The 21,821-nt window shown below is 71.1% G+C and carries 20 protein-coding genes; 8 read left to right on the top strand and 12 right to left on the bottom strand.

The annotated features are described in order from the left end of the window. Positions 1-112 precede the first annotated feature (112 nt). The 3 genes from STSP_RS30370 to STSP_RS30360 all read left to right on the top strand — a co-directional run bounded on the left by STSP_RS30370 (position 113) and on the right by STSP_RS30360 (position 3,967). Complete coding sequence (locus STSP_RS30370; RefSeq protein ID WP_067284219.1) at positions 113-2,434, top strand: heavy metal translocating P-type ATPase; 2,322 nt, start codon at positions 113-115, stop codon at positions 2,432-2,434. A gap of 279 nt (positions 2,435-2,713) precedes the next feature. After that, positions 2,714-3,208 carry a DUF6153 family protein gene (locus STSP_RS30365; RefSeq protein ID WP_067284218.1) on the top strand — a complete coding sequence of 165 codons (495 nt, stop codon included), beginning with the start codon at positions 2,714-2,716 and terminating at the stop codon, positions 3,206-3,208. Positions 3,209-3,301: 93 nt separating this feature from the next. Next, on the top strand, positions 3,302-3,967 hold the full coding sequence (locus STSP_RS30360; RefSeq protein ID WP_067284217.1) for a DUF305 domain-containing protein: 666 nt from the start codon (positions 3,302-3,304) through the stop codon (positions 3,965-3,967). 78 nt (positions 3,968-4,045) lie between these two features. On the opposite strand, the gene STSP_RS30355 is transcribed toward STSP_RS30360, so the two are convergent. Beyond that, complete coding sequence (locus STSP_RS30355) at positions 4,046-4,258, bottom strand: hypothetical protein (protein ID WP_067284216.1); 213 nt, start codon at positions 4,256-4,258, stop codon at positions 4,046-4,048. A 106-nt stretch (positions 4,259-4,364) separates the two neighbouring features. Here STSP_RS30355 and STSP_RS30350 point away from each other — a divergent pair, with 106 nt between their 5' ends. From STSP_RS30350 to STSP_RS30335, 4 genes are all read left to right on the top strand, one after another. Next, positions 4,365-4,547, top strand: a complete 183-nt coding sequence (locus STSP_RS30350; RefSeq protein ID WP_067284215.1) for a hypothetical protein — start codon at positions 4,365-4,367, stop codon at positions 4,545-4,547. Then, entirely contained in the window at positions 4,547-5,071 is a 525-nt protein-coding gene (locus STSP_RS30345) for a hypothetical protein (protein WP_198547461.1), read from the top strand. The genes STSP_RS30350 and STSP_RS30345 overlap by 1 nt, the downstream gene beginning before the upstream one ends. 149 nt (positions 5,072-5,220) lie before the next feature. Continuing rightward, complete coding sequence (locus STSP_RS30340; RefSeq protein ID WP_067284214.1) at positions 5,221-6,732, top strand: FUSC family protein; 1,512 nt, start codon at positions 5,221-5,223, stop codon at positions 6,730-6,732. A gap of 404 nt (positions 6,733-7,136) precedes the next feature. Further along, positions 7,137-8,180 (top strand): lactonase family protein, encoded by a 1,044-nt coding sequence (locus STSP_RS30335; protein WP_067284213.1) that lies wholly within the window; start codon positions 7,137-7,139, stop codon positions 8,178-8,180. A gap of 113 nt (positions 8,181-8,293) precedes the next feature. Here the strand turns inward: STSP_RS30335 and STSP_RS30330 are convergent, their stop codons facing one another. The 8 genes from STSP_RS30330 to STSP_RS30295 form a co-directional block, all read right to left on the bottom strand. Beyond that, a complete protein-coding gene (locus STSP_RS30330) occupies positions 8,294-9,214 on the bottom strand; it encodes a sirohydrochlorin chelatase (RefSeq protein ID WP_107441439.1) in 921 nt (306 codons plus the stop codon). A 163-nt stretch (positions 9,215-9,377) separates the two neighbouring features. Then, positions 9,378-10,409 carry an N-acetylglucosamine kinase gene (locus STSP_RS30325; RefSeq protein WP_078067625.1) on the bottom strand — a complete coding sequence of 344 codons (1,032 nt, stop codon included), beginning with the start codon at positions 10,407-10,409 and terminating at the stop codon, positions 9,378-9,380. Beyond that, positions 10,406-11,083 carry a uracil-DNA glycosylase gene (locus STSP_RS30320; protein WP_067284211.1) on the bottom strand — a complete coding sequence of 226 codons (678 nt, stop codon included), beginning with the start codon at positions 11,081-11,083 and terminating at the stop codon, positions 10,406-10,408. The genes STSP_RS30325 and STSP_RS30320 overlap by 4 nt, the downstream gene beginning before the upstream one ends. Before the next feature lie 151 nt (positions 11,084-11,234). Beyond that, positions 11,235-12,320, bottom strand: a complete 1,086-nt coding sequence (locus STSP_RS30315; protein WP_067284210.1) for a WD40/YVTN/BNR-like repeat-containing protein — start codon at positions 12,318-12,320, stop codon at positions 11,235-11,237. Positions 12,321-12,545: 225 nt separating this feature from the next. Beyond that, positions 12,546-13,742 (bottom strand): damage-control phosphatase ARMT1 family protein, encoded by a 1,197-nt coding sequence (locus STSP_RS30310; protein ID WP_067284209.1) that lies wholly within the window; start codon positions 13,740-13,742, stop codon positions 12,546-12,548. A gap of 157 nt (positions 13,743-13,899) precedes the next feature. Further along, the gene (locus tag STSP_RS30305) at positions 13,900-15,285 is read right to left on the bottom strand and encodes a nucleobase:cation symporter-2 family protein (RefSeq protein WP_067284208.1); all 1,386 of its coding nucleotides are present in this window, start codon (positions 15,283-15,285) and stop codon (positions 13,900-13,902) included. Between the two features lie 215 nt (positions 15,286-15,500). Then, the gene (locus STSP_RS30300; RefSeq protein WP_067284207.1) at positions 15,501-16,850 is read right to left on the bottom strand and encodes an FAD-dependent oxidoreductase; all 1,350 of its coding nucleotides are present in this window, start codon (positions 16,848-16,850) and stop codon (positions 15,501-15,503) included. 118 nt (positions 16,851-16,968) lie between these two features. Beyond that, positions 16,969-17,634 (bottom strand): DUF305 domain-containing protein, encoded by a 666-nt coding sequence (locus STSP_RS30295; protein WP_078067624.1) that lies wholly within the window; start codon positions 17,632-17,634, stop codon positions 16,969-16,971. A gap of 198 nt (positions 17,635-17,832) precedes the next feature. Here STSP_RS30295 and STSP_RS30290 point away from each other — a divergent pair, with 198 nt between their 5' ends. Next, complete coding sequence (locus STSP_RS30290) at positions 17,833-19,335, top strand: LVIVD repeat-containing protein (protein ID WP_067284205.1); 1,503 nt, start codon at positions 17,833-17,835, stop codon at positions 19,333-19,335. Between the two features lie 81 nt (positions 19,336-19,416). Here the strand turns inward: STSP_RS30290 and STSP_RS30285 are convergent, their stop codons facing one another. The 3 genes from STSP_RS30285 to STSP_RS30275 form a co-directional block, all read right to left on the bottom strand. Continuing rightward, the gene (locus STSP_RS30285; protein ID WP_067284204.1) at positions 19,417-20,073 is read right to left on the bottom strand and encodes a TetR/AcrR family transcriptional regulator; all 657 of its coding nucleotides are present in this window, start codon (positions 20,071-20,073) and stop codon (positions 19,417-19,419) included. A 185-nt stretch (positions 20,074-20,258) separates the two neighbouring features. Continuing rightward, a complete protein-coding gene (locus STSP_RS30280) occupies positions 20,259-20,954 on the bottom strand; it encodes an HAD family hydrolase (RefSeq protein ID WP_067284203.1) in 696 nt (231 codons plus the stop codon). Positions 20,955-20,987: 33 nt separating this feature from the next. Beyond that, positions 20,988-21,767: a phosphatase PAP2 family protein gene (locus tag STSP_RS30275; protein ID WP_078067623.1), complete on the bottom strand. Its 780-nt coding sequence runs from the start codon at positions 21,765-21,767 to the stop codon at positions 20,988-20,990. Positions 21,768-21,821: the final 54 nt, after the last annotated feature.

Here is a 21,821-nt window from a genome sequence, read left to right as displayed (position 1 = left end):
CAACACCGCCGGACGCCACCCCGACGACCACGCGATCCCCTCCCCACGCCTGGACGTGCCGCTCCGCTGATACGGACGCCGTACGCCCCGGCCCTCCCCAGGAGATACGCCCATGACCAGCACGGCTACCGAGCAGGCCCTGCCCGGTACGGCACCCGCGCCCACCTCCGAGGTCGAGCTCTCCATCGGCGGCATGACCTGCGCCTCGTGCGCCGCCCGCATCGAGAAGAAGCTCAACCGCATGGACGGCGTCACGGCGACCGTCAACTTCGCCACGGAGAAAGCGAAGGTCTCGTACGCGGACGGGGTCGAGGTCGCCGACCTCATCGCCACCGTCGAGAAGACCGGCTACACCGCTGAGGAGCCGCCTCCTCCCGCGCCGCATGCTGCGGACGCAGGCGAGGCCCAGGCCGCTCCGGCCGCCGCGGACGGTGAGCTGCTCTCGCTGCGGCAGCGTCTGCTGGTGTCGCTGGCGCTCTCCGTGCCCGTCGTGCTGATGGCGATGGTCCCTGCCCTGCAGTTCGACAACTGGCAGTGGCTGTCGCTGACCCTGGCCGCTCCCGTCGTCGTCTGGGGCGCCTTCCCGTTCCACCAGGCCGCCTGGACGAACGCCCGTCATGGCGCCGCCACCATGGACACCCTGGTGTCCATCGGCACGCTCGCCGCGCTCGGCTGGTCGGTGTGGGCGCTGTTCTTCGGGCACGCCGGAATGCCGGGCATGCGGCACGCCTTCGAGTTCACCATCTCCCGTACGGACGGCTCGTCCTCCATCTACCTGGAGGCCGCGGCCGGCGTGACCACGTTCATCCTCGCCGGGCGCTACCTGGAGGCGAGGTCCAAGCGGAAGGCCGGCGCGGCCCTGAGGGCGCTGCTGGAGCTCGGCGCCAAGGACGTCTCTGTCCTGCGGGGCGGCAGGGAAGTACGCATCCCTGTCGCTCAGTTGGCCGTCGGTGACCGCTTCGTCGTACGCCCCGGGGAGAAGATCGCGACCGACGGGACCGTGGTCGAGGGCAGCTCCGCGGTCGACGCCTCGATGCTGACCGGCGAGTCCGTGCCGGTGGACGTGACGCCCGGCGATGCCGTCACCGGTGCCACGGTGAACGCCGGCGGCAGGCTGGTCGTCGAGGCGAACCGGATCGGTGCCGACACCCAGCTCGCCCGGATGGCGAAGCTCGTCGAGGACGCCCAGAACGGCAAGGCCGATGTGCAGCGCCTCGCCGACCGCATCTCCGCGGTGTTCGTCCCCGTGGTCCTCGTCATCGCCCTCGGCACGCTTGTGACCTGGCTGTTCGTCACCGGCGACACCGCTGCCGCCTTCACCGCGGCCGTCGCGGTGCTGATCATCGCCTGCCCCTGCGCGCTCGGTCTCGCCACCCCGACCGCCCTCATGGTCGGCACCGGGCGCGGCGCCCAGCTCGGCATCCTCATCAAGGGGCCCGAGGTCCTCGAGTCCACCCGGCGCGTGGACACCGTCGTCCTGGACAAGACCGGGACCGTGACCACGGGCCGCATGCGACTCCAGGACGTCATCGCCGTGCCGGGCGAGGACGAGGGCGAATTGCTGCGGCTGGTGGGCGCCCTTGAGCACGCCTCCGAGCACCCGATCGCCCAGGCCATCGCCGCAGGCGCCGTCATGGGGGTCCCCCCGCTCGAGCGAAGCCGAGAGTGGGGGAGGACCGGAAGCCTCCCCGTCCCGGAGAACTTCGAGAACGTCGCCGGTCTCGGCGTCCAAGGCGTCGTCGAGGGTCACGCGGTGCTCGTCGGGCGCGAGAAGCTCCTGAAGGAGTGGAGTATCGAGCTTCCGCCGGAGCTCGCCGAGGCCAAGATCGCGGCGGAGGGCGAGGGGCGTACGGCGGTCGCGGTCGCCTGGGACGGCAAGGCACGCGGCGTCCTCACCGTCGCCGACGCGGTCAAGGAGACCAGCGCCGAGGCGGTCGCCGAACTGCGCAGGCTCGGGCTGAAGCCCGTCCTGCTGACCGGCGACAACCAGGTCGTCGCGGAATCCGTCGCGCGGACCGTCGGTATCGACGAGGTGATCGCCGAAGTCCTGCCCGAGGACAAGGTGGACGTGATCAAGCGGCTGCAGCGCGAGGGCCGGGCGGTCGCGATGGTCGGCGACGGCGTCAACGACGCGGCCGCCCTCGCCACCGCGGACCTGGGCCTGGCGATGGGAACGGGCACGGACGCGGCGATCGAGGCGGGCGACCTGACGCTCGTCCGCGGTGACCTGCGGGTGGCCGCGGACGCCATCCGCCTCTCCCGCAGGACGCTCGCCACCATCAAGGGCAACCTGTTCTGGGCCTTCGGTTACAACGTCGCCGCACTGCCGCTGGCCGCCGCCGGCATGCTCAACCCGATGATCGCGGGTGCCGCGATGGCCTTCTCCTCGGTCTTCGTCGTGACCAACAGTCTGCGGCTGCGGTCCTTCACGTAGGAGGCGTACGCCAGGACGCGTACGCCGACGGACGGTGCCGGTGGCGCCGTCCGTCGGTCGCCGCCGCGGAGCCCGCAGCTATACCAGGTGGGGCATCTGGACGGGGTGTCTGGTGGGGCTGGGTCCGGGCGCTCGAAGGTGACGAAGAGCACCGATCCGCCGTACCGGACTTCCCTGGTCGCGATCGGGTGCCGTGGCGCGGCTTCAACTCCGGTTAGGTACTGTCGGATGTCGGAAGGTGGCCCGGGTGGTCCGGGACGGAGACCGGAAGGTGTGCATATGAGCCGGTACGTACGCGCAGGAGGAGCCCTCGGGCACCTGCTGCTCGTCGCCGTGCTCGCGTTCGGCGTCTTCGCCATGCACACCCTCGGGCACCCGGACGGATCGTCAAGCCACGGCATGGCCACCGCGTCCCACTCGTATGCGGCACCTGCGGCTCACGACGGCGCGGCTCCTGCGGCTCACGACGGTGCTGCCCCTGCGGATCACCATCCGGTGCGCAGTCCGGCTTCCATGGGGTCGAGTCACACCATGGATCCGTCGCACGCGTCGTCCGGGGACTTCTCCGGCCATCCCGCCATGGCGATGGACATGCTCTCGCTGTGCCTGGCGGTGCTGCTCAGCGCGTATGTGATCGCCGCCCTGCTGAAGGCGGCGCTCGCCAGTCGGCCCGACTGGCTGGCGAACCTTCTCGCTCGGGCGACCGCCGTGCAGCGGCCCAACCCCCCACTACGCGGCCCCGATCTCACCCAGCTGTCGGTCCTGCGGCTATAGGCCGAACCGCCTCGCGGGCGCGCACCACGTGCCGCCCCGCGATGACGCGTACGCCAAAACAGCCAGAGAACCGACATACGAGGTGAATCGACCATGACTCAGCGCACCCGCGCTCACTACCGCAAGCCTGCCCGCCGCTTCACAGCCGTGGGAGTCGTGGCGGCCGGAGCCCTGCTGCTCGCCGCCTGCGGCAACGACGACGACATGAGCGGCATGGACCACGGCAGCGAGGCATCGGCATCGGCGACCGCCGAGCCCGGCACCAGCGCAGCAGCCGCGGACTTCAACGACGCCGACGTCGCCTTCGCGCAGATGATGATCCCGCACCACCAGCAGGCCCTGGAGATGGCCAAGTTGGCCGACGGCCGTGCGTCCGACTCCGAGATCAAGGAACTGATCGCACAGATCGAGAAGGCCCAGGACCCTGAGATCAAGACGATGCAGGGCTGGCTGACGTCCTGGGGCAAGCCGACCAAGACGGAGTCCATGCCCGGGATGGACCACTCCGGACACGGAGACTCCGGCATGGACGGCATGATGTCCGACGAGGACATGAAGGAACTCGAGGCCGCGAAGGGCACGGAGTTCGACAAGATGTTCGCCCAGATGATGATCGACCACCACAACGGCGCGATCAGCATGGCCGAGGACGAGCAGAAGAACGGCAGCAACGCCGACGCCAAGAAGATGGCCGCCGCCATCATCGAGGGCCAGTCCGCCGAGGTGAAGCAGCTGCAGAGCATCCTCGAGCGGCTCTGATCCAGAACGACCGCCCCGGCTCTACCGGCTCGCACCGGAGAGTCCGGGGCGGTCGCGCGGTCGGGTTCACGGTGGGTGTCAGCGGGAGGGGCGCAAACCGTCCAGCGTGACGGTGACAAGGCGCCCGACAGCGGCCTTGGATGCCAGGCCGCCGGCCGCCGAGAGAGCGTGAAGGCAGTAGCTCGACAGCTCGTCCGCCGTGACGACCTCGGCGATGCGCGACATCGTCACCGACCGCAGTCCCTGCTCGGCCACCAGGGCCGCTGTGGTGTCCAGCACCGCGTCGCGCACCGCGCGACGGTGATCCTCGATCGTCTCGTTCCTCTGGCCGGCGTGACAAGTCGGCGCGACAAGACAGCCGACGGACACCCTCGAACCCTCGACAGGAGGCACCCGGATGCCTGACTCGCCGTCCGAGCCCGCCACCCGCCCCGGACAGGGGCCTGGGCCCTGGCCCGGCACCCCGCGCTGGGTGAAGGTGTCCGGTGGTGTCGCGATAGCCCTGATCGTGCTGGTCGTGGTCCTGCACCTCACCGGCAGCGGGTTCGGGCCCGGCGTGCACTCCGGCGGCGGCCACTGATGACCATGACGCCCGGCGTGCGCAAACTCGCGCTCACCGCGCACGTCGCGTCCTCGGTCGGCTGGCTCGGCTCGGTCGCCGCGTTCCTGGCGCTCGCCGTCGCCGGTCTGACCAGCGGCCAGGACGCCCAGAGGGCCCGAGGTGCCTATCTGGCCATGGAACTGACCGGCTGGTACGTGATCGTCCCGCTCGCATTCGCCTCGCTGCTCACCGGACTGATCCAGTCCCTGGGTACCACGTGGGGCCTGATCCGCCACTACTGGGTCCTGGCGAAGCTCGTACTGACCGTGCTCGCCACCCTCCTCCTTCTGCTCCATATGCAGGTGGCCGGCCATGTGGCGGACGAGGCCGTGACAACGGACCTGTCCGGTGCCGATCTCGGCGGCCTCCGGATCCAGCTCGTCGCCGACGCCCGGGCCGCCCTGCTCGTCCTGCTGGTGGCCACCGGGCTGTCGGTGTACAAGCCCCGGGGCATGACCCGGTACGGGTGGCGACTTCGTGGTCCGTTGGCCTCCTGCCGGTGAAGGTCAACGGCCCATGACTGTGCCAATGGCTCAGCGATTCCCGTGACACTTGAGCCATGAGGCCTGAGGATGCTGTGATGTACCTGTCGATGGCGCTGCGGACCCCCGCAGCGCCTTCTTCATGTCGGAACACAGGACGGGCGGGAAGAGTGCTGAAGAGGGTGTTCGTGGCTCCGGACCCGGGGCGGCTGCGGCTGCGCAGTGCCGCTCGGGCCGTCGTCGGCATCGGGTCGGCTGTCGCCCTCTGCGGCCTGGCCGGTCACTCGCTTGCCGCGGCCATCACGGGCGGGCTCGCCGCGCTGCTCGCTCTCTTCACGGTGACCGACGCGACGGTGCGGGGCCAGGCGGTCACGACCGCGCTGATGCCCGCCGTCGGCTTCCCGGTATTCGCCCTGGCGGCGGGGCTGCACGACCAGCCGGTGGCGCGCGACGCGGCCTTTCTCGCCGTCGTGGGCGCGGGGGTGTACGCCCGGCGCTGGGGACCACGGGGGAACAGCCTCGGCGTGTTCGCGTTCATGGCCTTCTTCGTGACGCAGTTCCTGCACACGGTGCCGGGCCAACTGCCCGAGCTGTATGCCGCCGTCACGCTGTCGCTGCTCGCGTCCTCGGCCGTCCGCTTCGGCCTGTGGTGCTATGAGCGGCGGCTGCCGCCGTCCGTCGTTCCCGCCCCGCCGGCCGGCACTGGGCTCGCCCGGCCGACGACCCGTCAGGCGGTTCAGGCGACCGCCGGCGCCGCCTTCGCCCTCCTGGCGGGCGAGGTGCTGTCCCATCAGCGCTGGTACTGGGCCGTGGGCGCCACATGGTGGATCTTCGTCAACACCGCTTCCCGGGGCGAGACGCTGGTCCGGGGCTTCCGCCGGGTCCTCGGCACGGTGATCGGCATCGGCCTCGGCCTGCTCGTCGCGGTCCCCCTGCAGGGAGCCGCCGTCCCCACGGCGGTCCTCGCCGCCGTCAGCGTCTTCGGCATCTTCTACACGGCCGCGGTCTCGTACACCTGGATGATGCTCGCGGTGACACTGCTGGCCGGCCTGCTCTACGGGCTGCTGGGGGTGCTGGATCCCGGACTGCTCGCCCTGCGTCTCGCGGAAACAGGTGTCGGGGCGCTCGGCGCGGCCCTCGCCGTGCTCTTCGTACTGCCGGTCACCACCCATGCCACGACCGACGCCTGGATCCAGCGCGCCCTGCGGTCCGTACACGAGTGCACCGCCGAGGCGGCGGCGCGCCTCGCGGGCTCGGAGACCGCCGACCCCGCCGCGCGCGTCGCTGAACTGGAACTGGTGCTCGCCAAGGTGCGGCTCTCGGTCTCGCCGCTGGTGCACCCGCTGAGCCCGATGCGCGCCCGTAAGAGCCGGGCCCGGCAGGTGCTGTCGCTGCTCGACGACTGCGCCCGCGAGGTCCGCGGGCTCGCCTCCGTGGCCGCTCACCCCGAGGCTTCCCATGACGTCCGCCTCGCCGCCGCCTGCCTGCGCGTCGAGGCCGCCGTCGAGGCGCTCACCTCGCCGCACACCGTGCGGCGGGAATCCGCGGCCGTCGACGCCTCCGGGGCGCGCCACCCCGTGACCGACCCCGCGCTCGTCCATCTGCACGGCCTGGAGCGTGCACTGGCCGCGCTGGCGGCCCCGCTGCGCAGCTCACCGCGGTCGCCGCTCGTCGGGGCCTGAAACGGCACAGCGCCGGGCTGGTCGGTGGCCGGGCTGGGCGGTGCCTGCGCCCCGGGAGCGCTTGGGACGCTGGTCCAGAGCGCGCCCCTGTGCGGCGGTGCTGGGCGGTGGTGCTCGCTTCCGTACGCGTACCGTCCCACGTCTTCGGTCTCGTTCCGCCCTGCGGCTCGGCCGCACCGCGGGGCCGGTTTCCCGGCGCGCGCCCGCCGACCGCCCGCATGTGCGCCGACGGGGTTACGCCGCGCCTGTGGCTGCGCCATCCGGCGGCGTGCGTGCGTGGGCATCCCTGTCGTTTCGGTGGTGCTTGGTCTAGACCGATGGCCGTCGACTGCTACCGTCGGCGCCACACCGGCAGGGGCGCGGTGAGGGCCAGCAGCACCGGCAGTGAGAGGGGACCAGTGGCAATGAGGGGCAGGCGCGCCGGCAGGGCGTACATCGGATCGTTCACCGCAGCCGGAGGCAGGGGACTCATCGCCGCGGCCCACGACCAGGACACGGGCGCGCTGACAGAGCTCAGCGCCGCCGACGACATCGCCGACCCCTCGTATCTCGCGCTCTCGCCGGACTCGACCGTGCTCTACGCGGTCAGCGAGACGGCCGACGGCTCGGTCGCCGCCTTCCAAGTCAGCGGCACACGGCCGGAATTGATGGGTCCTCCGGTGCCGGTGAAGGGCGACGGCCCCACGCATCTCGCCGTGCACGCAGGGCATGTGCTGACCGCCAACTACGGCTCGGGCAGCGTCACCGCCGTGCCCGTGAAGGCCGACGGCGCCCTCGCCGCCGCCCCGTCCAGCCTGCTGCGGCACGAGGGATCGGGGCCGCACCCCCAACGCCAGCAGGCGCCGCACGCCCACCAGGTCGTGCCGGATCCGACCGGCCGCTGGGCGGTCAGCGTGGACCTCGGCACCGACTCCGTGCGCATCTGCTCCCTCGACGGCGATGGGGAGTTGAACATCCGGCGCGAGGTGGCCCTGAGGCCCGGGTCCGGGCCGCGTCACCTCGCCTTCCACCCGGGCGCCGATCTGGTGTACGTACTGAACGAGCTGGCGCCGACCGTGACCGCCTGCCGCTGGGACGCGGCGGAAGGCCTGCTGCAGCCGCTCGGCGAGACACACGTGCTGCCGGGTGCGCCCGACGGCGATGCCTATCCTTCGGAGATCGTCGTCGCAGCCGACGGCCGGTTCGCCTGGACGGCCACCCGCGGCGAAGACGTCATCTCCGTGTTCGCGCTCGACGGTACGGGCGAACGCCCGCGGCTGCTGACCACCGTGCCGTGCGGCGGACACTGGCCCCGCGACCTGGCCCTCGACCCGTCGGGGCGGTACCTGTATGCCGCGAACGAACGCTCCGGCGACGTGACCTGGTTCCGCCTCGACCCCGAGACGGGCCTGCCGCGACGGGCCGGTTCGATCGAGGCGCCCGCCGCTTCCTGCGTGGTGTTCGGCTGACCGGGACGCTGACCGAAACTACCGGCAGCACACGCAGTACACGCAGTACACGCAGCACACGCGGTACGGCGAAGGCCCGCCCCCGATGGGGAGCGGGCCTTCCGCGCGTACGGTCAGCGAACCGGCGCGCTCGTCGGCTGCGGGGCGATGCCCAGCGCCGTCGTGTACTTGGAGAGCACGAGCTTGCCGATCGCGGGGTACGCACCCAGCGCCTCCGCGGCCGGGCAGCCCGCCTCCTTGGCGGCCGCCTCGAGCAGCTCCGGCTCGATCTCCGGGCCGATCAGATACGGCGCGAGCGCCAGCTGGGCGGAGCCCGAGGAGCGCAGCTGCTCCGCGGTCGCCGCGATCGAGCCCTCCTCGTCCAGGGCGGCGGCCATCACCGGCACCGCGAGGCGCGCGGCCAGCAGCATGCCGGTGATCCCGGCGGCCTGCACGGCCTCGGTACCGCCCACGGACGCGAGAATGATGCCGTCCGCCGCGGTCGCCACGGTGAACAGGCGGGCACGGTCGGCACGGGCCAGACCGGCTTCGGACAGGCGCACGTGCAGCGCCTCCGCGAGAAGCGGGTGCGGGCCGAGCACATCGGTCAGCTCCGCGGCGGCACGGCTGTCCATCACCGCCTGGCGGATGCTCCGCAGCAGCGCGCTGTCGGGTCCTGCGAGCAGCGGCACGACGACCGCCACCGGGCCCTCCGGCGCGGCCACGTCCGCACCGGCGGCAACGGCCTGCTCGTAGCGGGCGGTGCGCTCCTGGGCCGCGTGCGCGAGGACCGACTGGAGCCTGGGGTACTCGGCGTCGTCCCCGTCCACGTATCCGATCCGCGCGTCCAGGCCGGGGAGCTCGGAGCGGGCGATGCTCACGACCTCTTCGGCGAGGCTGCGCGTGGCGGTACTGGGAGTGCCGGGCACGGCGAGGACGAGCGCGGGCGCGCCTTCGGGAGCCGCCACGGGCTCAGGGCGGCGGTGCCGCCCGGGCTGGCGGGGACGCGGCATTCGTACAGGCAGGCCGGATGCGGGCCCAGTGGGGGAGCTCATGGCGCCGCATGCTACTGGCTTCTCGGGCTCCCCTGTTCGGGGAGGGTGCAGGTGAGCGGTATCCGTCCTGATTTGTCTTATGGGTTGCGTCAGGATCGGTTGCCGGGGCACCGCCGCGGACGAGCGAGGCTTACGACGCGTCGAGCTCAGGACCCGTCGAGCCTCAGGCCGCAGGGAGATGCACGACGCACAGCAGGTGCTCGTCGTGCGGCAGGGCCAGCCGGTCCAGGGCGAGGTCGACGGCCATGCGTACGGCTCCCTGCAGCGGGTCTGCCTCGGCAGACACCTGGCGCGCTTGCGGAACCAGCCGGGCGAGGTGTGCGCGCACGGGTGCGAGCAGGGGCTCACCCATATGGAACAGGCCTCCCGTGAGAGCGACTTCGCTTTCGCCCGACGCCGGGCAGACCGCGGCGGCGGCCTCGGCGATATGGCGCGCCGCATCCCGCAGGATGCCCTCCGCCACCGGATCCTCCGCCGCACACGCGGCGACTTCCGGAGCGAACGACGCGAGTACCGCGGGCCGGTCGGTGCGGGGATAGAGCTGCCCGGGCAGCCCGGCCGCGGGGCCGAAGACCTTCTCGGCACGCGCCAGCAGGGCGGACGAGCCACCGCGCCGCCCGTCGTATGCGCGCATGGCCGCCTCGAGGCCGGCCCGTCCGATCCACGCCCCGCCGCCGCAATCGCCGAGCAGATGCCCCCAACCGTCTGCTCTGAGCCAGCCTTTGAGATCCGTGCCGAGCGCGATCATGCCGGTGCCGGCCGCGACGATCGCGCCGGGCCGACTGCCCAGGGCCCCGGCGTACGCGGTAACGGCGTCGGCGGCGAGCGCGAGGCGCCGTACCCCGAGCTCCCTCGCCAGCGCGCAGGGCAGCTCGGCGCGCAGCCGGGCGCCGAGGGTCGCCATCCCGGCGGCGCCGATGGCAACGGCCCCGATGCCGTCGACACCGGCCTCCCGCATCAGCTTCCTGGCCATGGGGACCAGCAGCTCCAGCAGATGGCCGGGGTCGATGCCGCCGGGTCCCGTGCGTACCGGTGCCGTCGACTCGCCGTTCGAAGGGGCGACCGTGCCGGTGCCACTGCGGACCGCGAGCGCGGCCCGCAGTCCCGAGCCGCCCGAGTCGACGCCCAGCACGGCCGACGGCGCCCCGCCGTCCCCGCCGTCCGTGACGACACCCGCCGACCCGGTCTCCGTCACGGCAGCCGCCAGTCCACCGGCTGTGCGCCCTGCCGCACCAGCAGTTCGTTCGCGCGGCTGAAGGGGCGCGAGCCGAAGAAACCGCGGTCCGCCGACATGGGGGAGGGGTGCGCGGACTCCACCGACGGCAGATCCCCGAGCAGCGGCCGCAGATTGCGGGCGTCGCGCCCCCACAGGATCGACACCAGCGGCCGACCGCGCGCCGCCAGCGCCCGGATCGCCTGCTCCGTGACCTCCTCCCATCCCTTGCCCCGGTGCGCACCGGGACGGCGCGGCGCCGTGGTCAGCGCCCTGTTGAGCAGCAGCACACCCTGGCGTGTCCACGGCGTCAGATCGCCGCTCGACGGCTGCGGCACCCCGAGATCGGTCCCCAGCTCCCGGAAGATGTTGATCAGGCTGCCCGGCAGCGGCCGCACCTCCGCCGCAACGGAGAACGACAGCCCCACGGCGTGTCCCGGCGTCGGGTAGGGATCCTGCCCGACGATCAGGACGCGTACGTCGTCGAAGGGCTGCTGGAAGGCGCGCAGCACGTTCGCTCCGGCCGGCAGATAGGTGCGCCCCGCGGCGATTTCCGCGCGCAGGAAGTCGCCCATCGCGGCGATCCGTCCGGCTACGGGTTCCAGCGCCTTCGCCCAGCCCGCCTCGACGATTTCATGCAAGGGTCGTGATGCCACGGGGCGTCACTCTACTGGCGCCCCGACCAAGGCCGTACGCGCAGGCTACGAGCAGGCACGACGCCGAGGACCGGTCACACCGGCACGGGCGGGACCCCGCCGTACACGGCGTGACCTTCCGCCGTTCACCGTGTCATACCCGCACGAGTGATCACCCGATGACCGCTGCCCGTACGCACAGCACATCCGGCAGATGTGAGGCCAACTGCCGCCAGCTGTCGCCGTCGTCGGCGGATGCGTACACCTCCCCGTTGCGATTGCCGAAGTAGATGCCCGCCGGGTCCGCGCCGTCCGTGCACATGGCGTCCCGCAGCACCACGCCGTAGTGGTCGCCTTCGGGCAGCCCGGCGGAGAGCGGCTCCCAGTTCTTGCCGGCGTCGGCCGTGCGGTAGACCCGACAGCGACGGTCGGCGGGCACGCGATCCACGTCGGCGTTGATCGGGAAGACGTACGCCGTGTCCGCGCGGTGCGGGTGGGCCACCGCTGCGAAGCCGAAGGTGGACGGGAGGCCCTCGCCGATGTCGGACCAGTGCGCGCCCGCGTCGTCGCTGCGGTACACCCCCCAGTGGTTCTGCAGATACAGCCGGTCCGGGTCGGCCGCGTCCTGCGCGATCTTGTGCACGCACTGGCCGAACTCGGGGTTGGGGTCCGGAAGGAACACGGCGGACACACCGGAGTTGGACGGCGCCCAGCTCTCGCCTCCGTCCTGCGTGCGGAAGACGCCGGCCGCGGAGACCGCGACCGTCACGGCGCGCGCGTCTCGCGGATCGGTGACCACGGTGTGCAGCCCCTCGCCGCCTCCTCCCGGCGCCCACTTCGACCGCGTGGGGTGCTCCCACAGCGGCCGGACCAGCTCGAATGTCTCGCCCCGGTCCTCCGAGCGGTACAGCGCTGCCGGTTCCGTGCCCGCGTACACCACGTCCGGCTCGGCGACCGCCGGATGGAGTTGCCACACCCGCTCCAGTGAAGCCCCCGTGTCCGGTGGGAACTTGATGGCGGGCCGGGTGGGCTCGGTCCAGGTCGCGCCAAGGTCGTCGGAGTGGAAGACAGACGGGCCCCAGTGGGAACTGTCCCCGCCGACCAGCAGGCGCGGCACCGGCCCACGCGTGTCGATCGCGATCGAATAGACCGCCTGCGCGTTGAAGTACGGACTGTCGTCGAACTCCCAGGCGCCGCCGCGCCGCCGCCCGATGAAAAGACCCTTGCGTGTGCCTACGGTGAGAAGCACGTCGGTCATGCCAGACCACCTCCGGGACGTCGTTGTCTCAGCTACGGGCCAGTCTGCACCTCACCACTGACAGTCATCCCCTCACGCGCTGTTTCCGCAGGTCAGGACCGGGATGTCGGGTGCGGCGGGCCGGCGGGAGCGGGTGCGGCGGCCGGACGGTCACGCCGGTACCCGCACCGATCACGCCCGCACCTGACCGGCAGCCGGTCAAGTCCGCACCTGACCCGTAGCCGGTCACGCCCGCACCTGGACGAGCGCATGCGTACCGCTGGTGCGCCAAGGCGCCCCGCTGCCGTCGAGTTGCGCCAGTGTGGCCGCCGTCAGCCCCGTGGCAACGTCCGACTTCAGCGTGCGCAGCGCGGCGACCGGGCCGGGGAAGTGGGCGGTGACGTCGGCGAAAGGGGTGGTGGCCGGCCAGTGCCGGTCGCCGACCAGCCGACGGTAGTTGAGGTCGCCCTTCATCACCGTCACCTTGGCCAAGGCGAAGTCCCGCCGGAGGTCCGCGGGCATCTCGGCGTACGGAAGGGGCGCGCACGAGAACGGATGCGCGAGGAGGGCGAGTCGGCCGTCGGTGACCGCCTCCCGCAGCCGGTGACCGATCTCGGACGCGTATCCGGCCGCTGCCGTCATGCGTGCCAGGCATGCGAGCACGTCGGTCGTCGTCGCGTCGGACACGTAGTAGGGATACGGCTTGAGGTGCAGGGCCACGGACGAGGCCCGGCCCGTGGTGATCAGGTGGTCGGCGAGTACCAGATCCGGCAGCAGCTCGGGTCCGGCGTTGTCGGCCACCAGGCAGACCCTGCCGGGCGAGCCGGACCCCAGCAGCTGCCAGAACGCCTGTGTGTCGTCCACGACGAGTCCGGTCACACGGTCGCCGAGCCCGCTCTCGCCCGCCGAGATCCGGAATCCGAGATCGGCGCGGTTGCCCCACAGCGCAGCATGCAGCAGCGTGACGTCCCGCTCGTCGGCAGTGAGCTGTGGGATCCGGTCGAGGGCGGACAGTTCCTCGTCCACCTCGGCGCTGGTGAGCTCGGCGTTCTTGAACGGCGCGAAGGGATCGATCCCCTGCCAGGGACCCGGTACGAAGTAGCCCAGCGCGGCCAGCAGCTTGCGGTAGAAGAAGCTCTCGGCCCACAGGAACGGCACATCCGCCCAGCGGCGGCCGACATGGCCCTCGCCCCACAGCTTCCACTGCGCGGCGCCGGGTTCGGAGTCGTCCAGCGGCTTGATCACCCCGCCCTCGCCGGTCTCCCGCAGGAGGTCGTCGAGGGCCTTGTGGAGCTCGGGCGGATAGGGCGTGGCCCGCCGGACGCGTTCGATGAGCGCCGGGTGCCGTTCGTGGAGAACACCCCACGGGAAGGAACCGGCGACATCGCCGACGATGACCGGGGCCTCGGGAGAGGAGTCGGGGACGGGGGCGGGCTGGATCATGCTCCGTGAACTCCCTCTGCGGGACGGGTGGGAACGGCTGACAGCAGTCTCTGCCATCCGCCGCCCGCAATCCCGTCCCGCGGCCGCTCGCCACTCCGGCGAGCGGGACCGGCCGCGGGACCGGCCATGGGGCCGGAACGACCAGGGCCGCGCGGACCTACGCCTCCACCGGCTCTCGCCCGGCGCCCCCGGAACCTGTCCCCGACCCGCTACCCGCGTCTGCAGACGCCTTCTCCGGCACACTCCCGCCGACGTGGTTGAACAGCAGGTTCAGCACGATCGCCGTGACGCACCCGGCGCTGATACCGCTGTCCATCACCGTCTGGAACCAGTGGGGGAACTGCGCGTAGATGTCCGGGACGCCGACCGGCAGCATGCCCACCGCGACCGACACCGCCACGACGGTCAGATTGTGGTTGCCCTTGAAGTCCACCTGGGCCAGCGTGCGCAGACCGCTCGCCGCGACCGTCCCGAACATCACCAGACCCGCGCCGCCCAGCACCGGCGCCGGAATCGCCGCGACCACCGCGCCCAGCTTGGGCAGCAGCCCGAGCAGGACGAGGATGCCGCCCGCGGCGGCGACCACCCAGCGGCTGCGTACCCGCGTCATGCCGACGAGGCCCACGTTCTGTGCGAACGCCGTGTACGGGAAGGTGTTGAAGACACCGCCGAGGACCGTCGACAGTCCGTCGGCGCGCAGCCCGTCGGCGAGCGTGCGCGGCTGGACCTTCCGGTCGGTCATCTCGCCGACCGCGATGAAGTCACCGGTGGTCTCGGTCATCGTCACGAGCCCGACGACCAGCATCGAGACGATCGCCGACGCCTCGAAAGTGGGGGCGCCGAAGTGGAACGGTGTGCTGATCCCGACCCAGTCGGCGTCCCCGACCCCGCCGAAGTCCGTGAAGCCGAAGGGCACCGCGACCGCCAGACCGACGGCGATGCCGATCAGGACCGCGATCCGGCTCAGGAAGGCGGGCGCGAACCGCTGCACACCGAGGACCACGACCAGCACGAAGGCCGCGAGCGCCAGGTTCTTCGGCTCGCCGAAGTCCTTCGCGCCCACGCCGCCCGCGGCCCAGTTGCCCGCCACGGGCAGCAGCGAGACGCCGATGATCAGGATCACCGTGCCGGTGACCAGCGGCGGGAAGAACCGCAGGAGCCTTCCGAAGACGGGCGCGAGCAGGATGATCGCGAGGCCGCAGACGATCACGGACCCGTAGATCGCGGGCAGCCCGCCGCCCGTGGTGCCGATGAGCACCATCGGCGACACGGCCGCGAACGTGCATCCCTGCATGATCGGCAGACGCACACCGAAGCGCCAGAAGCCCACGCACTGGATGAGCGTGGCTATGCCGCACAGCAGCAGATCCGCGGTGATCAGATACGCCAGATCCGCAGGCGGCAGTTTCATCGCACCGCCCACGATCAGCGGCACGGCGACTGCGCCCGCATACATCGCGAGGACGTGCTGGAGCCCGAAGGCGGCGAGTTGGCGGACGGGTGGGACCTCGTCGACGGGATGCACGGGTGCTGTGGACGCCATGGGCACTCCAAAGGCAGGAGGATGCGGGGGAATTGAATAGCACGTGACCCTAGACCGCTTCAACAGTTTGTTGATTACGCGCATGTTGCCGAGCTGTATCGGGACAGCCAGGCGCCGCCCGACCTGATAGGGCCTTCAGGCGGGCGGGAGAGGAAAACAGGCGTGAACGATGCCGCGAACGACCCGAGCAGGTAGCGGCCGGGGAGGCTCCCGCGCTACCGCACAACCGCCCGCGCGGCCTCCAGCAGTGACTCCCAGTCAGGAATCTTCACGGGCCCGCGTCCCAGTGAGGCGCCGAGCTCGGCCTCCGCCCGTTCGATGGCCCGCCATCCGGACCACTCGACCGGCTGCAGGCCACCGGCCCGCAGAGCGTCCAGCGGATCGGGCAGCTCGCCCCGTCCGGCAAGGGCGGGCGCGTCCTCGAGCAACGAGGTCACCGTCTCCTTGGCGCAGGGGCGGTTCGTGCCGATGACGCCGGTCGGGCCACGCTTGATCCAGCCGGCGACGTACTCACCGGGCGACACCTGGCCGTCGCGCAGGACACGTCCGGCCGTATGCGGCACGGTGCCTCGCGCGGAGTCGAACGGCAGCCCGTCCAACGGCACTCCGCGGTAGCCGACGGAGCGCAGAACCAGCTGCGCCTCGATGTCCTCGTACCGGCCCGTGCCCCGCACACCGCCCAGCCCGTCCGGCAGCGTGCGCTCGAAACGCACCGCACCGACCCGTCCCGCTGACTCGAGGAGCTCCACGGGGCGCAGGAAGAAGCGCAGGTGGATCCGGCGGGCGCGCCCCTGCGGAGGCCGTTCGGCCCAGCCGCGCAGCACCTCGATGTTGCGCCGGTTCGCGGCGGGCAGCCCGGAGGGATCGGTGTACGCCGGGTCGAGCGCGAGTTCCTCGGGGTCCACGACGACGTTGGCGTCCGGGAGGGCCCCGAGCTCGCGCAGCTCCTTGGTCGTGAACTTGGCCTGGGACGGGCCGCGCCGTCCCACCATCGCGATGTCGCGTACGCGGCTGGCGCCCAGTGCCCGCAGCGCGGCCTCGGGCATGTCGGTCGGCCGCAGTTCGTCGGCGCCGCGGGCCAGGATGCGGGTGACGTCCACGGCGACGTTCCCGACACCGATGACGACAGCAGACTGCGCGCCCGCCACGAAACCGTCGGTCGTGGTGTCCGGGTGCGCGCTGTACCAGGAGACGAACTCCGTAGCCGACCAGCTCCCGGGCAGCTCCTCGCCCGGCACGCCCAGCCTGCGGTCCGTCGCGGCGCCCACGCAGTAGACCACCGCGTGATAGAGCTCCCGCAGCCGCGCGGGGGTCACCCCGGCCGGGCCCACCTCGAGCCCGCCGAGGAACCGCACGCGGTCGTCCTCGAGAACGGTCCGCAGGTTGTTCTGCAGGGACTTGATCTTCTCGTGGTCGGGGGCGACGCCATAGCGCACGAGGCCGTACGGACACGGCAGGCGGTCCAGCACGTCCACCCGGACGTCGGGCACCTGGCTCTGCTGGATGAGGCTCTGCGCGGTGTAGACCCCGCTCGGGCCCGAGCCGACCACAGCGACCTGGAGCACGCGGAGCTCCTTCCACGAGGGGCAGGGGGCACCTCATCGGTGAGGTGACTGCGCGTACCTCCAGCATTGCACCGCGGCACGCCCGAGGGGAGGTGCGCCGCACTCCGGCGAGTGCGGATCAGATCAGTTCACGCATCCGGTTGATCTCGCTGGTCTGCTGTGCGATCACATCATTTGCCATCTCTTCGATCTGGATGTTGTTGCCCTGCGCGAGCAGGTCCGTGGCCATCGCCACCGCGCCGTCGTGGTGCGTGATCATCAGCTTGAGGAAGAGCTCGTCGAACTCCTTGCCCTTCGCCGCGCGCAACTCCTTCATCTGCGCTTGGGTGGCCATGCCCGGCATGGCGGCATGGTCATGACCCTGATCCTGTGGCTGGTCCGAGCCGCCGTTGGTCTTGAGCCAGCCCTTCATGGCGTTGATCTCCGGCGCCTGGCCCGCGGCAATCCGGCTCGCGAGGCCTTTCACCTGCGACGATGCGGCGCGTGTGGGCGCGAGGGCGGTCATCTCGAGGGCCTGTTCGTGGTGCGTGATCATCATCTGGACGTAGGTGAAGTCGGCCGAGTTCGGGGCGTCGTCGGATCCGTTCTTCTTCGCGGCGTCCGCGGCGGACAGCGTCTCGGCGGCCTCGCCCGGCTTCCCGGGGGCGATGACCGAGGGGCCGGCCGAGGGCTTCCCGGCGCCCTTCGCCGAGCCCTCGTCGGACGAGCCGGAGTCGCAGCCGCCGAGCGCGACGACGGCCATCGTCAGAGAGACCGCGACAACGGCAGTGCGCAAGGACGACATACGGCGAAAAAACACGGCAACCTCCTGTGGCGCACGGTGAGTTGGCAAACCGAAGTCCGTCCTAGCACGCTTCCGAGCACTGGCGATCAAGAAATTTCGTTACGAGTGCATTGCACTCTGTTGATCTGTGCATGATGAAGACGATACTGCGGGGGTGCCTGAACCGTTCACCCGTGAACGGCAACTAGGGAGGAAGCAGTGACCCTGTTGAACGACCCCCGAACCCGACGCAGACGCCTGGGAGTTGCCGCAGCCGCGGCAGGTCTCCTCGGCGCGCTGCTCACGGCCGGACCCGCGGCTGCGACGCCCGACCCCGGCGATGCCCCGGCCGCGCCTGAAAGGGTGTCGAAGAGCGAGGCCGCCGACACCAAGGCGGCCATCGCGAGCGGCGAGATACCCGGGCAGGACGAGATCGTCCACTCCGACAACATCGAACACCTCGTCAACATCCCCAAGGACGCCCTGCCGGGCACGAACTCGGACCTGGCCTTCCAGGGCAAGTACGCGTTCGCCGGCAACTACGACGGCTTCCGCATCTTCGACATCAGCAACCCGAAGGCCCCGAAGACGGTCTCCCAGGTGCTGTGCCCCGGCTCGCAGAACGACATCTCCGTGTCCGGGAACCTGCTCTTCCTGTCCACCGACTCCTCGCGCAGCGACAACTCCTGCAGCAGCACCACGCAGCCCGCGACCGAGAAGTCGTCCTGGGAGGGCATGAAGGTCTTCGACATCAGCGACAAGGCCAACCCGAAGTACGTCGCCGCCGTCGAGACCGCATGCGGCTCGCACACCCACACGCTGGTGCCCGAGCGCAAGAACGTCTACGTCTACGTCTCCTCGTACTCGCCGAGCGCGACGTTCCCCGACTGCCAGCCGCCGCACGACGGCATCTCCGTCATCAAGGTGCCGCGGAGCGCGCCCGAGAAGGCCGCGGTCGTGAACTTCCCCGTGCTCTTCCCGGGCGAGGGCCCCGACGGCGGCGGCAATCCGGGCGGGCCCACCAACCCCGGCGTCTCCAAGACCACGGGCTGCCACGACATCACCGTCCTGCCCTCGAAGGACCTCGCGGCCGGTGCGTGCATGGGTGACGGCATCCTGTTCTCCATCGAGGACCCGGAACACCCGAAGGTCATCGACCAGGTCCAGGACAACGTCAACTTCGCGTTCTGGCACTCGGCGACCTTCAACCAGACCGCCGACAAGGTCGTCTTCACCGACGAGCTGGGCGGCGGCAGCGGGGCCACCTGCAGCGAGGCCATCGGCCCGAACCGGGGCGCCGACGGCATCTACGACATCGTCGGCAAGGGCGACGACAGCAAGCTGGTCTTCCGCAGCTACTTCAAGATCCCGCGCCACCAGGCCGACACCGAGAACTGCGTGGCCCACAACGGCTCGATCATCCCGGTCAAGGGCAAGGACCTGATGGTCCAGGCGTGGTACCAGGGCGGCGTCTCGGTCTGGGACTTCACCGACTCCGCGAAGCCGAAGGAGATCGCCTACTTCGAGCGCGGCCCGCTCACCACGGACGCGATCACCACCGGCGGATCCTGGTCGGCGTACTACTACAACGGCTACATCTACTCGAACGACATCGCCAAGGGCCTCGACGTCCTGAAGATCAGCGACAGGAGGACCGACCCGGCGAAGAAGGTCCGTCTCGGCGAACTCAACGTCCAGACACAACCCGACTACTTCGACTGATCCAAGCCGACTGACCGATCGGACCGACGGAGTCCGGCTGATCGGCCGGACCGACTGAGTCCGACTGATCGGTCCGACCGGTCACGGCGTATCGGTCACGGGTTGATCGGCCAACCCCAGGGCACGCGTCCCGCCGGGCGGCTCCTCGTCCGGCGGGACACCCAGTTCCCAGTCCAGCCCGTACCGCGTGAACAGTTCCGCCCGCAGGGTCGCCGTGGGCATCGGCGCGCCGGGCAGCAACTCCGCGAAGACCGCACCCATCAGCAGGGCGCGCAGCACCGGATAGTCGTGATCCACGTCGGTCGTGCCGTACCGCTGGACGGTGTCGCGCAGCAGCTCGGCGAGCCGCTGCTGCTCCGGGCACTGGATGAAGCCCTCCGCCTGCAGAATCCCCGCCATGTGGGACCGCATCAGCCGCGGCCGGTCCTCGGCAAGGCCCAGAATCGCATCGATGGCCCGGGCCAGCAGCTCGCGGCCGTCCTCGGTCCGCGGCTCCCGCTCCAGCGCCTGCTGGAGCGTGCGGTGCATCAGCCGGTGCACGGCCGACTGCAGCAGCTGGCGCTTCCCGGGGAAGTAGTACGACACCAGGCCCCGCGCCGACCCGGCCCGGTCCGCGATGTCGCCCAGCGTCGTCGCCTCGTATCCGCGCTCGCTGACCAGCTCGACCGTCGCCTGCAGCAGCCGCTCCCGGGATCGCCGGCGCAATTCTTCATTGACCGATGCGCTGCGCGGGGACATCCTGTACTCCTGCGTTGACTGGCTCCGAGCCAATATACTCAGAGAGTCCGAAAGAAGCCCTCACCAGGGCCTTTCGGCATGTGGCTGTCCGCATGGGCGACGCGGGGGATCGTCCATGCGGACAGTGGCGCTTTCGGGCGGGTCGGTATGGCTCGAGACCGGACCGGAATCCCCTGTGCGAGGTGTCAGCCGACCAGGTCCAGCACAGGCCGCAGCCCGTCGGGCCGCTCCGCCGCCGGCAGATGCTCCACGAAGTGCACCGCGCAGCCGAGAGCGGCAGCGCCACCGTCCGCGCGCCGGTCGTCGCCCACCATGAGTGTCTCCTGCGGGGTCACACCAAGCGCGTCGCAGGCGGTCGCGAACAGCCGCGGATCCGGCTTCTGGATGCCGTGCTCGTACGACAGGACGTACGCGCCGACATACGGGTCCAGGCCGTGTTCCCGGAAGATCGGCCGGAGATCCCAGCCGATGTTGCTGACGACTCCCAGGGCGATCCCGCGGGCCTGGAGAGCCTCGAGGACCTCCTCGGCGTCGGGATAGGGCGCCCATGCGGCGGGGGTCATGTGGCGGTCGTAGAGCGCGTCGTGCAGGGCCGGGTCCGGGAGCGGCACCTGACGGGAGAGCCCGGTGTAGGCGGCCCGGTGCAGTTCGCCTGTCCTGTCGCGGGTGGCCCATGCCTCGGCGAGGTGGTCGGGCACGTGCTGCGGAAACGACCCTCCGGCCAGGGCGCCCGCGGCCTCCAGAGCCGCGGCCTTGGCGAGCAACTCCGGCTCCGAGAGCGTCATCCCCGCCTCGTCGAGCACGGCACGCAACCATGATTCGCTGGACTCGATACGGAAGAGGGTCCCGGAGAAGTCGAACAGCACGCCTTTGATCGTCATGGGGCCGATCTTTCGCGCCCCTGCCTCATCCGGTCAAGGACGGCCCGAGCCGCGCATCTCCAGACCACGGCCATCGGGCGCTTCCGGTGCGCCCTCCGCTTCTGCCCGGACATTCCCATACGGCTGGCCGCTCCTGCCCGACATGAACTTCGGGTAGGACGTGACCGCGAGCGTGACCATGAAGGCCCCGAGCAGCCAGCCGCCCAGCACGTCCGACGGCCAGTGCACGCCCAGCCACACACGGGTCAGCCCGACCCCGACGACCGACACCACGGCGAGCACGACCGCCGCGTGCCAGAGGGCGCGCCCGGCGCCGTACAGCCGCAGCAGCCACAGCAGCAGCCCGCACACGACCGTCGCCGTCATGGCATGGCCCGAGGGGAAGGCTGCGTAGTGGGCGGAGTCCACGGGGTCGGGCCACACGGGCCGTTCGCGGCCGACGGCGGCTTTGAGCGACTGCTGCACAACCGTGCCGACGGCACATGTGGCCGCGACCCATAGGGCGAGCCACCACGCGCGGTGCCGCCAGACCAGCCACACAGCGAGGGCGGCGCACAGCACCCGCATCGTCCAGGGGTCCCACACCCAGTCGGTCAGGATGCGGTTGACGTGCGTGAACTCCGGTTCGGACACCGCCCAGCGGTGCGTGGTCCGGGAGATGTCGCCGTCGAGCTCCATGAGGGGCCCCCACTGGAACACGACGAGCAGGACGAGCAGCACGGAGGGAAGGGCAAGGGCCAATGCAGCGCGTGCGGAGCGGGTGTCCGGTGTGCGGTGTGTGCGGGCCGGGGCCTGAGACGGTGCTGGGTGCATGGAGTGATACTCGCCGACGGCAGGGCCCGAGGGCCAACCGCGGGCGGCATGTGG

This window comes from Streptomyces jeddahensis, assembly GCF_001642995.1.
Lineage (GTDB): Bacteria > Actinomycetota > Actinomycetes > Streptomycetales > Streptomycetaceae > Streptomyces > Streptomyces jeddahensis.
Note: the sequence above shows the minus strand (reverse complement) of the source record. Positions and strands in the feature narration are given on the sequence as shown.